Below are 15,803 nucleotides of genomic sequence, written 5' to 3'. Positions count from 1 at the left end.
GCGGCTCACCCGTTGCGGCGAGCGGCAGGTGATTCGTGGGCGCATCGATTGCGATGCGCCCGGCAGGCAGCCGCGTTTCGGACGGCCGCCTTCAGGACATCACTTGTGATAGATGCGCTTGCGGGTCGCTTCGAGACGGGCGAGCAGCGAGTCGATCTGCGACGGATCGTTATAGAACTGCTGCATGGCCTTCATGCCTTCGTCGGCCATTTCCTTCGTCATGTCGCGGTCGTAGAACTGCGCAATGCCGCCCGTCGTGCTGGCGAGCGTCTGGAAGCCGACCTTCGAAATGGGATCTTCCGGCTCCGTCGCCTTGCTGTTCGACGGCAACTGGCCCCAGCCGCGCGCGAGATCCGCGTTGATTTCAGGCGTTTCCATGAACGCGAGCAGACGCCGCGCGTCGGCCTTGTTCTTGGCCTTGGCGGGAACCAGCAGCACGTTGACGGGACCGTCCTCGGCCATCGGAACCTTCGGATCGATCACCGGGAAACGCATGAAGCCGATCTGATCCTTGACGCTCGACGGAATGCCCGCTGAGAAGAACGTGCCCATCAGCATCATCGCGGCCTTGCCGTTCGCGAGGAACGGGCCGATCGAATCGAGATCGTACGACAGCGCGTTGTCGATGTAGTAGTGATCGTCCATCAAGGTCTTCCACGTCGTGTAGACCTTCTTCACGCGCGGATCGGTGTACGGCACTTCGCCTGCCATTAGCTTCTGGTGAAACGCGTTGCCGTTGATGCGCAAGTCGAGATAATCGAACCACGCGGCAAGCGTCCAGCTGTCGCGCGCGGCGACGGCGATAGGGGCGACACCGCTTGCCTTGAGCTTCTTGCAGGCGTCGAGGAATTCTTCCCACGTCTTCGGTTCGCTCTTGATCCCTGCCTTCTCGAACAGATCCTTGCGATAGAAGAAGCCGTATGCGTCATAGCCGAGGGGCGCCGCATACTGCTTGCCGTTATACGTCGATGCTTCCTTCACCGATGCGTACTGCTGGTTCCAGCCGTTCTTCGACCAGTCGCCGGACAGGTCTTCGAGCAGGCCGCGCTTCGCGTAATAGGCCATGCGCTCGCCGTCGTGCCACGACACGACATCGGGCGGATCGGTCGCGAGCCAGCCGCCCATCTGCACCTTGTACGCTTCTTCGGTGATGTAGGTGATCTTCAGATCGACATCGGGATTGGCCTTCTTGAACTTGTCGAACGCGTCCTGCCACGTCGAGCGCTGGTTGCCGCGCGCCGACACGTTCACGTTCAGCTGACCGGCGTCGGCATCGGCGACGAAGCCCGACAGCAGCGCTGCCGAGACGGCGAGCGCAGCCGTCACGGAGCGCGTGTTGAACGAGGCGAGCCCGGCAATGCGGCTCAGGTGCTTGTTGATCATCGTGGTGTCTCCTTGAACTGCGTTGTTGGCCGGCCGCTCGACGCGGACAGCGGTCTTCGTGCCCACCGCGCCGGCTCTATGGCCGGCTGTTGAGATCGGCGAACCCGGCAGGCGCGGTTCGCGTCGTTGCGAAGCTGCTTTTACGACATGTGCAGCGCGACGGCTTGCGCTTCTGTCTCGACCGTGCGCATCAGTGCGATGCCTTCTTCATCGAACAGATGGCATGCGTCGGCGGGCACGCGCAACGCCAGGGGCTCGCCGTTGCGAATCGACACATCGCCGGGCGCCTTCGCGATCAGCATGCCGTCCGGGCATTCCACATGCACATAGCTGTGCTCACCAAGCTGTTCGGTAATCAGTGATTTGACCGCGAGTGTTTGCGCGTCGCCGTCAAGACGGATGTGCTCGGGACGAATACCGACCGTGACAGTCTGGCCGCGCGTGAGACGCGCGCCGTCGACCTGCACGCGCAGCGTCGTGTCTCTGCGTTTGAGTCTGACGTGTACGCCATCGTGCGTAATCGCGTCGACTTCACCGTCGAGGAAATTCATGCGCGGCGAACCGATGAAACCCGCGACGAACCGCGAGCGCGGCCGATGATAAAGCTCGAGCGGCGCGCCGATCTGCGCGATGCTGCCGAAGCGCTGCGTATCCGCGCCCGCGTGCAGCAGCACGATCTTGTCGGCGAGCGTCATCGCTTCGATCTGGTCGTGCGTCACGTAGACGACGCTCGCCTGCGCGAAGCGCTGATGCAGCCGTGCGATTTCGATGCGCGTCTGGCCGCGCAGCGCCGCGTCGAGATTGGACAGTGGTTCGTCGAACAGAAACACGCCCGGCTCGCGCACGATCGCGCGGCCAATCGCGACGCGCTGGCGCTGCCCACCCGACAGTTCGCGCGGCTTGCGTTCGAGCAGCGTGTCGAGTTGCAGCACGCGCGCCGCTTCGCGCACCTTCCGGTCGACTTCGGCCTTCGGCGTTTTCGCGAGCTTCAAGCCGAACGCCATGTTTTCGTAGACCGACATGTGCGGGAAGAGGGCGTAGCTCTGGAACACCATCGCCACGCCGCGCTCGGCGGCGGGGACGCCGTTCATCGACCGCCCGCCGATCGTCACGTCGCCGTCGCTCTGATCTTCGAGGCCGGCGACGATGCGCAGCAACGTCGACTTGCCGCAACCGGACGGTCCGAGGAACACACAAAACTCGTGGGCGCCGATTTCGAGGTTGAGATTGCGGATGACGGGCGCGTTGGCGCCGAACGTCTTCTGGATATTGGCCAGGGAGATTGCTGACATGGTGTTTTCCCTGGATTTAAACGCTTAAATTTGCGTGGAAAAAAATCGCGCAGAGGCTTGCGCGGCGTGGATTTAAGCGTTTAAATTCGGGTGTGCTCGAAAGCGCGTTCATGTCTGTCTCCAATATCCTTTCGAACAAAGTTATCAAAGCCTGCGGCACATGTGCAACATCTGATTCGCAGTCTCTAAATATGGGATATTTCCTAATCTTTCTGGCATGGCGACATTAACCGACGTCGCGCGACGCGCGAAGGTCACGGCAGCGACCGTTTCGAACGTGTTGCGCAATCCGGACAAGGTACGACCCGAAACCGCTGAGCGCGTGAAGCGTGCTATCCGCGAACTGGGCTACCGGCCGAACCTTAACGCGCGCGCGCTGGCGGAAGGGCGCTCGCCGACGCTGGCGCTGATGCTGTCGAGCATCGCGAATCCGTTTTATCCCGAGTTCGTGCTGGCGGCCGAACGCGCGGCGCGACGCGCCGGCTACTTTCTGATGGTCTGCAACACGGACGACGATGCGGAAATCGGCCGTGCGTACCTCACGCAGATTGCGGGCACGCTTGCCGAAGGCGTGCTGGTGCTCAACACGGATATCGCGATCAACGAACTGTGCGAGTCCGCGGCCGTCGGCGCGCCGATCGTGTTGAGCCTGTGGGAGCATCCCGAGCAGTTGCCCGCGCTGCCCTGCGTGGCGGTCGATTTCGCGCATGCGGGCGCGCTCGCGGCGCGACATCTGCTTGAACTGGGGCATCGCGATATCGGCATGCTGGTCGGCGACGGTTGCGGCGGCTTGCAGGATGCGCGCGCGACGGGTTTTCGCGAGGTGATGCGCGAAGCCGGGCTCGAACCGGACGATGCCGCCGTGCTGCAGATTCCCGATACGATCGACGCGGGCTTTGCTGCGTGCGTGGAGTTGATGGAGCGCGAGCCGCATCTGAGCGCGCTGTTTGCGACCAATGATCTGCTTGCAATCGGCGCGTTGCAGGCGCTGGCGACGCTAGGCCGTAAAGTGCCCGACGATGTTTCCGTGATCGGCATCACGGACATCCAACTGGCGCATCAGGTGCGGCCGTCGCTGACGACGGTGGCGATCAATACGGAAGCAATTGCGCAGGCGTCGATTGAATTGCTGATACGGTTGATTCACGAGCCGCGTGGTGACACGCAGCCGCCCGCTGTGATTGCGCCTTTGCCGACGTTGGTGAGAAGGCAGTCGACGTAGAATGGTCGCATGGACCTCAAACAAATCCAGTACTTCATCGCACTCTTCGAAGACGGCTCGGTGACGCGCGCGGCCAAGCGCCTGAACATCGTCCAGCCGGCGCTCAGCATGCAGATTTCGAAGCTCGAAGCGGAACTGGGGCAGGCTCTTTTCGAACGCGGTCCGCACGGCATGACGCCAACCGACGCCGCGCGCCAGATGTATCGCCTCTACACACCGATCATGCGCGACATCGAGCACGCGCGCGTCCAGTTGAGCCGTCAGGACGTGATCGTCACGGGCCGCGTGTCACTCGGCATGGTCGCCTCGGAAACCGAAAGCGTGCTTGCCGAATCGCTGGCGAAGTTCAATGCGCTGTTTCCTCAGGTCGAGGTATCGGTGGCCGATGGATTCAGCGCGCAGTTGATCGACGGCGTCGAAGCAGGGCGCCTCGATGCCGCGATCATCAACAAGCCGCGCGGCCGGCTCACGCTCGACATGCAGCCGCTGCTCGTCGAAGAGATGGTGTACGTGACGGGCATGAAGTGTGTTGCCACATTGCCGGAAACCATCGATCTTTCACAGCCGCCCGCCGTCGAACTGGTGCTGCCGACCCGACGCAACGGCTTACGCGGCGCACTCGATGCCGCGTTGATGGCCGCCAATATCGTCATCAAGCCCACCTTCGAAATCGATCTGCTGAGCACCATCGTGCAGTTCGTCGAGCAGAGCAGCGTCGCGACGATCCTGCCGCGTGTGGTCGTGCAGCGCAAAGTGGACGAAGGCACGCTGCGCGCGCACCGCATTACGACGCCGTCGATCTTGCGGCACATCGTTCAGGTCTCGCATCCGAAGCGCCCGATCGGGCCCGCCGCGCAAGCCCTGATCGACATCATCGCGGAGGAAATCCGCCGCGTCACGAAGAGCGCGGCGGACGAGTGAGAGCGCTCAGCCCGCGTTGCGCGAAGCGGGCTGATCGAGCCGTCCACGCGTCTCCGGCACGATGAACGCGCCAATCAGGAAGATCACACTGATCGCGCCGACGAAGATCGCGAGCATGACGGGCAACTGGCTCGTTTCCTTCGCGACCAGCGAGACGAAGGTCGGCATCATGCCGCCAATCGCAAAGCCGATGTTCCATGACAGACCCGTGCCCGTCGCGCGGATCGCCGTCGGAAAGCGCTCGTTGAGGAAGATCAGGATCGGCGCGTAACCGGCGCTGCCCAGCGCGCTCAACACGACTGCGTAGAGGCCGAGCGTCACGATGTCCGTGGCCGTGGGCAGCAGCAGAAAGATGCCGGGCAGCGCGACGAGGCGAATCAGCCCGATCCAGATGAACGCCGTCTTGCGGCCGATGAACGTGCTCAAGTGTCCCGCCGCCACCGACGCGACCACGACGGCGACGCTGCAGATCATCAGGATCGCGGCGGCGGCACCGTTAGGCGCGTGGCTCACGACCTTCAGGAACGTCGGCAGATAACCCGAGGTCAGGTAGTAGCCGCTGCCGCCGCCGATGGTCAGCAGCAGATTAACGAACAGGATCGACCGATAGTCGCGCGAGAACAGCGTTTTCAGCGGCGAGCGCACGATCTCGACGGCGGCATCGCGCTTTTGCGCCGCGGCTTTCGCCGCTTTTTCTGCGGCCAGCTTGCGCCACAGCGGTGATTCTTCGAGGCTGTTGAACACGAAGAGGCCGAGCACGGAACTGATGATCCCCGTGAAGAACATGCAGCGCCAGCCCCACACGTCGAACAGTTCGCCCGGAAAGAGCGACGACATCAGCAGGAAGGTCAGCGAAGCGAGCAGCGCGCCCATGCCCGCGCCACCGCCGCCGATCAGCCCCGACACGGCGCCGCGATATTTCGGCGCGACGGATTCGGTGCCAATGGTATGCGTCGACGCGACCACGCCGCCGACGAACACGCCTTGCACGAGCCGAAGAATCAGAAACAGCACGGGGGCGACCAGGCCGACTGAATGCACGGTTGGCAGCAGGCCGAAAGCCGCCGTCGATATGCCGACGCCGACCACGGCAACGATCATCGCGCCCTTGCGTCCGTGACGGTCGGCGTACGAGCCGAACAGCGCGGAGCCGAGCGGGCGCATTAGCAGCGTGACCGCGAACGACGCATAGACACCCGCGAGCGACAGCATCGCGTGATCGGACGGGAAGAACAGACGCCCGACGACGGGCGCCACGTACAAGAGCACGAACAGGTCGAACAGATCGAGAGCCCAGCCCAGACATGATGCGAACACTGCGCCCATGACCTGCCGCTGGTCGATAGCGGGCACGGCGGCGCCGTTTTGCGCTGCTACGGACATCATTCATCTCCTTGAATGGTCACCGTCCTGTCTCTGTATCAGTCCGGTGAAAGTGGCACCTGTCGATTGCGTGCTCTGATTGGCGTTAATGAAACCGTCGGTTGAATTCGCTAAGGCGTTGAAACGAGTGACGCTGCGTGCGTCGCGCCCGTTGCATGTCGATGCTTGACCATGGCATCCGCAATCTTCTCGGCGATCATGATGGTCGGGATATTCGTGTTGGCCGATGGCAATCGCGGCATCAACGATGCGTCGACCACGCGCAGCCCTGCGCGTCGCCGCAGAAGACGGGCATCGGATAGCTGTCGAGAATCTCGCCGGGCACGGCGCCCGGCGGCGTGTCCACGCCCGCTTCGATCAACGCGACGCGCAGCGACGGCACGGCCGACAGCCGGTGCGCAAGCACGCACCCCGCCGACCCGCAACCGACGATCACGTAATCGAAGCGTTCCATGAACGTTCTCCCAAACCTTTGTCGTGCGCTTCGTTATCGCGCGCTTACTGTTTATTGCCCGCGAAACACGGGCTTGCGCTTCGCGTGAAATGCTTCGACGCCTTCGCGGAAATCGTCCGACGAGCGCAGGCGGCTATAGCAATGGCCTTCCAGTTCGATCGCAATCGACAGCGGCGCATCTTCCGTATCGTTGAGCAGCTTCTTCGCGGTGCGTTGCGCGAGCGGCGAGAACGCGCGCAACTCATCGACGAGCGCATCCGTGGCAGCTTCGAGTTCTGCGTCAGCGACACATTCGACGGCGATGCCCCAGTCATACGCCTGCTTACCGGGAATACGGCGCGAGCGCATCACGATATCTTTCGTCCGGCCGATGCCGACCATCTGTTGCAAGCGCGCGGAACCGCCCGAGCCCGGAATCTGACCGAGCTTCTGTTCGGGCAGCGCGTAGAAGGTCGTGTCGGTGGCGATGCGGAAATCGCACGCGAGCGACAGCTCGAAGCCCACGCCGAAGCAGAAGCCGCGATTCGCCGCGATCACCGGCTTCGAGCAGCGCGTCGGCGCCGCAATATTCCACGCGAGCTTCGACACGCGTTCCGGCGATGCTTCGAGAAAGCCCTTTATGTCGCCGCCGCTGGAAAAATGCTCGCCCTTTGCACGCACGACGATCACACGCACGCGGTCGTCTTCGTCGAGGGCTTCGAAGGCCACGCGCAACTGGTCGCGTGCATGCATCGAAATCACGTTGAACGGCGGGCGGTTCAGAATGATGTCGGCGCGTTCGCGTTGGGCGTCGATTTCGACGTCAAAGCCGTCGAGGTCCTGAAGCAGCGTCTGGCCGCGGTGGGTCAGGTCGGTCATGGGTGTCACTCCTTCGTGATTTCAATGTGTTGATGCAAAGCGTCGACCGATGCGGCCGGGCCGCGCTCGTCGCGCAGGTATTCGCCCGCCTGGAGCTTGCGGCGCAGGATCTTGCCAACCGGGGACTTCGGTATGTCGTCGACGAACACGTAGTCGCGCGGGCGCTTGAAGTTGACGAGATCGGACGCGCGGCACCATGCGTCGAGTGTGTCGCCGTCGACGTAATCACTGCGCTTGACGAACGCGACGACGCGCTGTCCCCAGCGTTCGTCCTTCACGCCTGCCACGGCCACTTCGTCGACGCACGGATGCAGCGACAGCACCGATTCGATATCGACAGGCGAGATGTTCTCGCCGCCGCTGATGATCATGTCGTCGACACGGCCAGAGACGTAGAGATCGCCGTCTTCGTCGAAGAAGCCGGTGTCGCCTGTGAAGTACCAGCCGTTGCGCAGGGACTTCGCGTTCGCATCGGGCCGGTTCCAGTAGCCTTCGAAAGCTTCGTCACCGAGCAGGTCCGCGATGATCTGGCCTTCTTCTCGTACGGCGGCGACGTCGTCCGGCGACTGCGCGTCGAGCTTCACGACGCGCAAGCGGGTGTTGATGCCTGCGCGTCCGGCGCTGCCGGGCTTGAGCGTCGCGTGCTGGTCGATGCTGACCGTGTAGACCTCGGACGACCCGTAGTGGTTGACGAACAGTTCAGGTTCGAAGGCAGTGGACAGACGCTTGAGCAAGCCATCGCTCATCGGCGCGCCTGCAAAACCGAGCTTCGTGACGGATGACGTATCGATATCACCGAACGCGCGATCCGCGAGCAGATCGTGATAGAGCGTCGGCACGAGATAGAGACACGAGAGCTTGTATTGCGCGATCGAATCGAGCGCGAGGCGCGCATTCCAGCGGCGCACGCAGACGAACAGGCCATCGACGAGCGCCATCGAAAGCAGCGAGCGCACGCCCATCGTGTGATAGAGCGGCATCACGCCCAGCGTGCGTTCGCCATGCCGATAGAGGTTCTGTGCCACGTGTGCGAGCGCTGCGGCGCGTTCGTGCCGATGTCGGCGCGGCACGCCTTTGGCCTTGCCCGTCGTGCCGGATGTATAGAGGATCAGCGAGTAGTCGTCGGCGCAGGCGTGCGTCGAAGCCGTTCCGATGCTTTCGTGCGTGGGTTGCACAGCGAGCAGCACCTCGATCGATGCGGTGCGTCCAGGCGCATCATCGAGGCCGATGCGCAGCACGTTCTGCGCGGCGGGACTTTGCATCACGGCTTCCGCGCTGACGGGTTCGTAGACGATCGCCTTCACGCCCGCGTCGCTCACGCAATAGTCGAGTTCGTCGGGCTTCGCGCGCCAGTTGAGCGGCACGATGACGATGCCCGCGAACTGGCAGGCCCAGTGCAACGTCGCCATTTCCCAGCGGTTTTGCAGCACGACGAGCAGACGGTCGCCATGCGCGAGACCCAGCTCGCGCAGCCCGTGCGCCGCTTGCAGAATCAGCTGGTGCCATTGCGCGTAAGTGACGCGAAACTCGCCGTCGACGAGCGCCAGCGCATTCGGGCTGCGCTCCACGCTTTGCAGAAACGTGCGGCCGAGATCAAGCATGTTCGGCCTCCGTGTCCGCGCACGGCGCTTTGCGCCGCGCCGCGCAGTCGAGCACGGCGGCGACGATTGGCGTATAGCCCGTACAGCGGCAGATGTGCCCCGACAGCATCTCGCGCACCTGCTCTTCCGTCGGATCAGGCAAGCGCTGTAAAAAGTCCGCGCACGACATCAGGATGCCCGCCGTGCAGAAGCCGCACTGCAACGCGTGATGCCGCGAGAACGCCTGTTGCAGATCGCCGAGTGTCTGCGCGGGCGCGAGCCCTTCGACGGTATCGACGCGCCGGCCGTCGGCTTGTACGGCGAGCATCAGGCACGAACGCGCCGCGACGCCATCGACATGCACGGTGCATGCACCGCACACGCCATGTTCGCAGCCGACGTGCGTGCCCGTCGCGCCGAGTTCATGACGCAGAAAATCGGACAACAACTCGCGGGTTTCGCAATGGCCGCTGCGTTCGCGGCCATTGAGCGTCAGCGTGACGGCGTGCTGCTCGCCGTGCCGCATGACATACGGTGTGGACTTGCTCACTTGGCCTCCTCGATTACGCGCCATCCGAGTTCACGTACCAGATGACGGCGGTACTTCGCGCTGATATGCGCATCGTCCTGCGCGCCCAGTTTCCAGCTCAAATCGTTCAATGCGCCGCGCAGGTCGTCGCCCTGCAGACGTGGCCAGCACTCGACTTTCGGCCGGTCCGCGACGCCGCCCACGGCGATCCGTATCGCGTCGTCCGTGACGACGGCGGCGCACGCAACCATCGCGAAGTCGCCGTGACGTGCCGAGCATTCAGCGAACCCAAAGCGCTCGCCTGGCTCCTTCAGCGGGAAGCGCACCGCTTCGACGAGTTCGTCCGGCTCGCGCGCCGTCATCAACATGCCCTGAAAGAAGTCGTTTGCGGACACGGTGCGTTGTTTCTTTTTCGAGCGCAGCAGCACCTCGCCGCCAAGCGCCGTCAGCACGAGCGGCAATTCCGCGCTCGGGTCCGCATGCGCGATCGAGCCGCACACGGTGCCGCGATTGCGGATCTGAAAGTGCGAGATGTGCGGGAAGGCCTTCGCGAGCAACGGCACTTCGTCACGCAGCGTCGAGCGCCATTCGACGCTGCCTTGCGTCGCCGCTGCGCTCACGACCAGGCGCCGCGCATCGCGATCCACGCGCACGCTGTTCAGTTCGTCGGTACGCGAGATGTCGACGAGCACGCGCGGCTGTGCGAGTCGCATGTTCAGTACGGCCATCAACGATTGGCCGCCCGCCAGCACGCGCGCGTCTTCGCCGCTTTGCGCGAGCACGTCGAGCGCTTCGTGCGTTGTCATGGCGCGTACGTAGTCGAATGCGGCGGGCTTCATGCGTGCCTCCTGAAGCGTGCGAAGAGACGCCGGAACAACCGCGCGAGTGGCGAGCCGTCCGTTGCGAGCGGTTGGCCTGCAGCCTGCCGTCCGAGTGCTTCAAACAGTTGTCGCAGCACGACCTTCGCCGCGCCTTCGAGCATGCGTCCGCCGACGGCTGCGACCTTGCCCGACACCTGGGCTTCGTAGTCGTACGTGAGGCGCGTGCCGTTGGCCGTCGCCGTGAGTTCGACCAGGCCATTGCCGCGCGCGCTGCCAAGCGGCGACATGCCCGCGCCTGCAAGCCGCAGCCGATGCGGTGCATCGATCTCCGATAAACCGATACGCGCCTCGAAACGGGCCTTGATCATGCCGACGCCGATCGTCACATCCGCGCGATACTGGTTCGGCCCCGTCGCTTCGAGCGCGTGGCAGCCGGGAATGACCTTCGCAAGCGCGGCGGGGTCGAGCAGCACCGCAAAGATCGCCTCGGGTGTGGCGGGCAGATCGACGCTGCCTTGCGCCGTGAGCGCGCGTCCGCCGCCAGGCGTTGCGGGCTTCGACGTGGGCGCTTCGCGATACTCAGGCCGCGAAGGCTCCGGATCGTCGATACCGATCAGCGCCATCACCTTAGATGGCGTGAGCGGCAAGCGGATATCGTCGATGCCGAGCGCGTCCGCCACGGCGTTGGCGATGCACACGGGCGTGCTCATGTTGTTGCCTTCGCCCAATCCTTTTGCGCCGAGTGGCGTGAACGGCGAGGGCGTTTCCAGATGCACGATCAGCGGGTCGGGGACCTCGCAGGTGGTCGGCATCAGATAATCGGCGAGCGTGCCCGACTGGAAGCTGCCGTCCGCGCCATAGCGGAACTCTTCGAGCAATGCCGCGCCGAGACCCTGCGCGAACGCGCCGCGAATCTGGCCATCGGCGAGCGCGTGGTTCAACAGCGTGCCTGCGTCGTGTGCCGTGACATACCTGTCGATGCGTACGTGGCCTGTCGCGCGGTCGAGTTCGATGCCGCACATGTCGAATGCGAAGCCGTAGGCCGCCGACGTATTGATGCGGTCGTTCTCGTCCGGTGCGTCCATATGCGGCGGCGACCAGAACACGGTCTCGCGCAAACCCGGCTCTTCGCCTTCGGGCAGCAGCGCGGGCGCCCAGTGCGGAGCATTGCTCGCGGCGCGGCCGAACGGCAGTGCGCGCTCTTCAGCATCCTTCGGATAGATGCGGGCGCCTTCGAAGCGCACGTCGTCGGGCACGCAGCCGAACTGTTTCGCGAGGATGCGCGCGAGCTTGTCGCGCACGCGCATCGCAGCGAGATGCACCGTGCCTGCTACCGCACCCGCAAAGCGGCTCGAATAGTTGCCCGATGCGACGGACCACGCGTCCTTGTGCGTATCGAACTCGACATTGACGACGATGTCCTTCGGATCGAGGCCCAGCACGTCGGCCACGACCTGCGCGCAGACGGTCATATGCCCTTGGCCCGCGGGCGTCGACGCGATCGTCACGTTCACGCCGCCCAGCAGATCGACGCTCACGGTCGCGCTCGCGATCGCGCCGTTTTTGGGTCCGGCTTTTTTACGCGCTTCGGCGGGCATCACGGTCGTGATGTAGCCCATGTTCGACAAGGAAGGCTCGACGATGGCCGCGAAGCCGATCCCATAGAGCCGGCCTTGCTTGCGCGCGGCATCGCGGCGCGCGACCAGTTCGACGTGTCCGCCATCCGACAGCGCGCGCCGCAGCGCTTCCTGATAATTGCCTGAATCGAGCAGCGCGCCCGCTGCCGCGCGATACGGAAACGCATCCGCAGGCACAAAGTTGCGGCGATAGACGTCGAGCACGTCGAGCTTCAACTCGACGGCAATACGCTGGATCAGCCGTTCGAGCGCGAAATACACCTGCGGACCGCCGAAGCCACGCACGAGGCCCGTCGGCGTCTTGTTGGTCAGCACGACGCGGTTGCGCACGAGCAGATTCGGAATCGCGTAGGCGCCCGTCAGGCAGCCGTGCATCCGGTAGAACGTAGCGGGCTCCGGCGCGCGCACGTAGCCGCCGCAATCCTCGAGTTGATCGTAGGAGAGGGCGGTGATGCGTCCATCGCTTTCGACGCCGGCTTCGATGGTCGATAGCCGCGCCGTCGCAGAAGTGGCCGCACTCAGATGTTCGAGTCGGTCCTCGACCCATTTCACGGGTGCGCCCGCCTTGCGCGACGCGAGGCACATCAGCACGACATACGGAAACACCGCCTGCTTCACGCCGAAGCTGCCGCCCGAGTCGCGCGGGGCCTTGTGACGCAAGCGGTTCGCGGGCACGTTCAACGCCATCGCCATCACGGCATGCAGCGAGAACGGACCCATGAAATTCGACGTGACGTCGTAGCCTTCGTCGCCCGACAGATACTCGGCGATCACGACGCCGCATTCGATCGGCGCGCACGAGTTGCGCGGATAGTGCGCAACGAGCTTCACGCGATGCGGAGCCTGCTCGAATGCCGCCTCCGGCTCGCCGTAGCGGAAGTGCCGGTCGCTGATCACGTTGGTGCCGACTCGCTCATGCAGAACGGGCGCGTCGTCGCGCATCGATTGCTCGATCGAGGTGACGGGATCGAGCGGCGTGTATTCGACCTTGATGAGGTCGAGTGCGTCTTCGGCGAGCGCGCGCGACTCCGCCATCACGACGGCCACCGGCTCGCCGACATAACGCGCGCGATCCATCGCGAGCGCCCATTGCTCCATCGGCGACTTCACGCCGACCACGAAAGGACGCGACCATGGGCGCAGATCGTCGCGCGTCAGCACGGCGCGCACGCCGGGCAACTTCTCTGCACCGCTTGCATCGATCGAAACGAGTTGGGCGTGCGCGTGCGGCGAGCGCAGCACGGCGGCGTGCAGCGTGCCCGGCTTCACACCGATGTCGTCGCCATAGCGGCCGCGCCCCGTCAGGATCGCCGGGTCTTCGAGCCGCTGCATCGGGCGGCCGACATGTTTCACTGCGCGTGCCGGCGCGGCCTCGTGTGCGGGCGCGTCGCGCTCCGCAACGATAGGGGCTTCGGCAACGTTCATGTCGCGCTGGTTCATTTGTCGGCTCCATCGTCGTCGCGGCGGCTCGCGAATTCATCGGCGAGACCACTCCAGCGCTTTGCGATCTCGCGATGCTCGATGGCGAACAGGTCCAGAATGCGGCCGACCGTGTGATCGACCACGTCTTCGATTGTCTTCGGATGCGCGTAGAAAGCGGGCACGGGCGGCATCACGATGGCGCCCATTTCGGTTGCCAGCGTCATGTTGCGCAGGTGCGCGAGGTTGAGCGGCGTTTCGCGCGCCACCAGTACGAGGCGCCGGCGCTCCTTGAGCATCACGTCGGCAGCGCGCGTCAACAGGTTGTCCGCGAAGCCGTTCGCAACGCCCGCGAGTGTTTTCATCGAGCAGGGCGCAATCACCATGCCTTCCGTGACGAACGAGCCGCTCGCGATGGTTGCGCCGATGTCGCGCACGTTGTGGGCGACATCCGCGAGTCCGTCGAGATCGCTGCGCGTGAGGCCCATTTCCTGCGCTGCCGTGATGGCGCCCGACGTCGACACGATCAGATGCGTTTCGTGCGTGCCGAGCCGGCGCAGCGCGGCAAGCAGGCGCACGCCGATCATCGCGCCGCTCGCGCCCGATATGCCGACGACGATGCGTGGCTTGCGGGTCGCGCGCTCAGTCATGATGGCGGCCCAGCCAGGCGTCGAACGCGGTGTTATCCGCGGCGACGAGGGCTTCCAGATCGACCGTGCCTTCGCCCGGAATCCGCACGCGCGTGAACACATGCGCGGGATAGACGACGGGCCGCGTCGCGTCGAGCCCCATCTTCGCGCTGACGCCTTGCAGATGCGGCGGCGCATCGTCGGGCTGGCCGACGGTCGTCGACGGATCGAGGGGCGAGCCTTGCGCGCCTTCGATCACGACGAGGTCGCGATCGGCCTGGAAGCGCGTTGCGATGGCCCATTCGATTTCGGCGGGATCATGCACGTCCACGTCCGTGTCGACGACGACCACCTGCTTGATGTCGTAGTGCGCGCCGAACGCGCAGAGAATCACGTTCTTCGCTTCGCCTTCGCGCTTCTTGTCGAACTGGATCCACAGGTGATAGCGGCACACGCCGCCCACCGACAGATGCACGTCCTTCACGCCGGGATGGCTGCGTTGCAGATGCGCGAGCAGCGTCGCTTCACGCGGAATGCCACCGAGCAGCAGGTGCTCCATTTCAGCGGGCACGATAGTATGAAAAATCGGGTCGCGCCGATGCGTGACAGCCGTGACCTCGATGACTTCACGCGCTTCTTTCGCGCTGTAGTACTTCGGGAACTCGCCGAACGGGCCTTCGGGCTCGCGCACGTTCGGCAGAATGCGTCCTTCGATCACGATCTCCGCGAACGCGGGGACGTACACGCTGTTCGTGACGCATTGCGCGACGGGCAGCGGCGCGCCTTGCAATGCGCCGGCGATTTCCAGTTCGTCGTGATCGATGGGCGTGATGGCTTGCGAGGCGAGCATCGTCAGCGGATCGACGCCGATGGCGATGGCGACGTCGAGCGCATCGCCGTTTGCTTCGGCTGCTTTCTGGAAGGCATAAAGATGGCGCGGCAATAGCAGGATCGCCATGCGGTCGCGGCCATGCACCTGAATGCGGTTGATCGAGACGTTTTGCACGCCGGTGCGCGGATTGCGCGCAATCACGAGGCCAGCCGTGATGTAGGGGCCGTTATCGTGCTCGCTGTGTGTCGGGATCGGCAACAGCGCGTGCAGGTCGATTGCATCGGTATGAACGATCTGCTGGCAGGCCGCCTCGCCGCGCGCGACCCGTTGCGATGCGATGGGCGCGTCGGCGGCATCGCGAAAGCGCGCGAGCAAGGCGTGTTCCTCGACGCCCATCGCTTCCGCGATCCACGAGCGCTTTGACATGAAGCCGCTCACCACCGGCACGTCAAGTCCGCCAGGCTGCGTGAAGAATGCGGCCTGCGTGCCGTCGAGCCGTTTGGCGACAGCGGCCAGTTCGTGTTCGAGCGCGACGGGCCGGTCGATCGTCGCGAGACGTCCGGTGCGGGCGAGATGCGTGAGCCAGCCGCGCAGCGTGAACGCGCCCGAAGGCTCGGCCCACGTGACGGCTTGCGAAAACGGCGTGGCGGAAAAGGCGCCTTGGGTCGCGGCGTCGCGAGTGTTCATCTGCGTCTCCATCATTGCCGCCTCTTCGATGCTTTCGATGCGAATCGGATCGAGAGGACATGGAGCCAAGCGTAACGACAAGGCGGTATAAGTTCTAATACTGATTTTTGATGCTTTGGATCATCGTTGCTGATATCCGTGTTAGCCCCGATGACG

13 protein-coding genes and 1 pseudogene are annotated in these 15,803 nt (G+C 64.2%); 2 read left to right on the top strand and 12 right to left on the bottom strand.

From position 1 onward, the window contains the following. Positions 1-99: 99 nt before the first annotated feature. Both C2L65_RS36710 and C2L65_RS36705 read right to left on the bottom strand, forming a co-directional pair. On the bottom strand, positions 100-1,383 hold the full coding sequence (locus C2L65_RS36710) for an ABC transporter substrate-binding protein (RefSeq protein WP_042304946.1): 1,284 nt from the start codon (positions 1,381-1,383) through the stop codon (positions 100-102). A gap of 140 nt (positions 1,384-1,523) precedes the next feature. Then, on the bottom strand, positions 1,524-2,675 hold the full coding sequence (locus tag C2L65_RS36705; protein WP_042304910.1) for an ABC transporter ATP-binding protein: 1,152 nt from the start codon (positions 2,673-2,675) through the stop codon (positions 1,524-1,526). Positions 2,676-2,892: 217 nt separating this feature from the next. Here C2L65_RS36705 and C2L65_RS36700 point away from each other — a divergent pair, with 217 nt between their 5' ends. Then, the gene (locus tag C2L65_RS36700; RefSeq protein WP_042304909.1) at positions 2,893-3,897 is read left to right on the top strand and encodes a LacI family DNA-binding transcriptional regulator; all 1,005 of its coding nucleotides are present in this window, start codon (positions 2,893-2,895) and stop codon (positions 3,895-3,897) included. A gap of 9 nt (positions 3,898-3,906) precedes the next feature. Then, positions 3,907-4,818: a LysR family transcriptional regulator gene (locus C2L65_RS36695; protein ID WP_042304908.1), complete on the top strand. Its 912-nt coding sequence runs from the start codon at positions 3,907-3,909 to the stop codon at positions 4,816-4,818. Between the two features lie 6 nt (positions 4,819-4,824). Here C2L65_RS36695 and C2L65_RS36690 read toward each other — a convergent pair whose 3' ends face one another. The 10 genes and pseudogenes from C2L65_RS36690 to C2L65_RS36650 form a co-directional block, all read right to left on the bottom strand. Further along, the gene (locus tag C2L65_RS36690) at positions 4,825-6,201 is read right to left on the bottom strand and encodes an MFS transporter (RefSeq protein WP_042304945.1); all 1,377 of its coding nucleotides are present in this window, start codon (positions 6,199-6,201) and stop codon (positions 4,825-4,827) included. Between the two features lie 110 nt (positions 6,202-6,311). Next, the gene (locus C2L65_RS45870) at positions 6,312-6,443 is read right to left on the bottom strand and encodes a hypothetical protein (protein ID WP_081920761.1); all 132 of its coding nucleotides are present in this window, start codon (positions 6,441-6,443) and stop codon (positions 6,312-6,314) included. 32 nt (positions 6,444-6,475) lie between these two features. Continuing rightward, a pseudogene (locus tag C2L65_RS45865) lies at positions 6,476-6,655 on the bottom strand (lycopene cyclase family protein); the annotation flags it as partial. 51 nt (positions 6,656-6,706) lie between these two features. Beyond that, positions 6,707-7,513 (bottom strand): enoyl-CoA hydratase/isomerase family protein, encoded by an 807-nt coding sequence (locus C2L65_RS36680; protein ID WP_042304906.1) that lies wholly within the window; start codon positions 7,511-7,513, stop codon positions 6,707-6,709. Between the two features lie 5 nt (positions 7,514-7,518). Beyond that, positions 7,519-9,114 carry an AMP-binding protein gene (locus C2L65_RS36675; RefSeq protein WP_042304905.1) on the bottom strand — a complete coding sequence of 532 codons (1,596 nt, stop codon included), beginning with the start codon at positions 9,112-9,114 and terminating at the stop codon, positions 7,519-7,521. After that, complete coding sequence (locus C2L65_RS36670) at positions 9,107-9,643, bottom strand: (2Fe-2S)-binding protein (protein ID WP_042304904.1); 537 nt, start codon at positions 9,641-9,643, stop codon at positions 9,107-9,109. The genes C2L65_RS36675 and C2L65_RS36670 overlap by 8 nt, the downstream gene beginning before the upstream one ends. After that, entirely contained in the window at positions 9,640-10,461 is an 822-nt protein-coding gene (locus tag C2L65_RS36665) for an FAD binding domain-containing protein (protein WP_042304903.1), read from the bottom strand. Before C2L65_RS36665 ends, C2L65_RS36670 begins: the two co-directional genes overlap by 4 nt. Further along, entirely contained in the window at positions 10,458-13,520 is a 3,063-nt protein-coding gene (locus C2L65_RS36660; protein WP_042304902.1) for a xanthine dehydrogenase family protein molybdopterin-binding subunit, read from the bottom strand. The genes C2L65_RS36665 and C2L65_RS36660 overlap by 4 nt, the downstream gene beginning before the upstream one ends. Next, positions 13,517-14,149: a UbiX family flavin prenyltransferase gene (locus C2L65_RS36655; protein ID WP_042304901.1), complete on the bottom strand. Its 633-nt coding sequence runs from the start codon at positions 14,147-14,149 to the stop codon at positions 13,517-13,519. The genes C2L65_RS36660 and C2L65_RS36655 overlap by 4 nt, the downstream gene beginning before the upstream one ends. Then, positions 14,142-15,647 (bottom strand): UbiD family decarboxylase, encoded by a 1,506-nt coding sequence (locus tag C2L65_RS36650; RefSeq protein ID WP_174485024.1) that lies wholly within the window; start codon positions 15,645-15,647, stop codon positions 14,142-14,144. Before C2L65_RS36650 ends, C2L65_RS36655 begins: the two co-directional genes overlap by 8 nt. Positions 15,648-15,803 lie beyond the last annotated feature (156 nt).

Origin of the sequence: Paraburkholderia terrae (assembly GCF_002902925.1) — a bacterium.
GTDB lineage: Bacteria > Pseudomonadota > Gammaproteobacteria > Burkholderiales > Burkholderiaceae > Paraburkholderia > Paraburkholderia terrae.
This window is presented reverse-complemented; position numbering and strand designations above follow the sequence as displayed.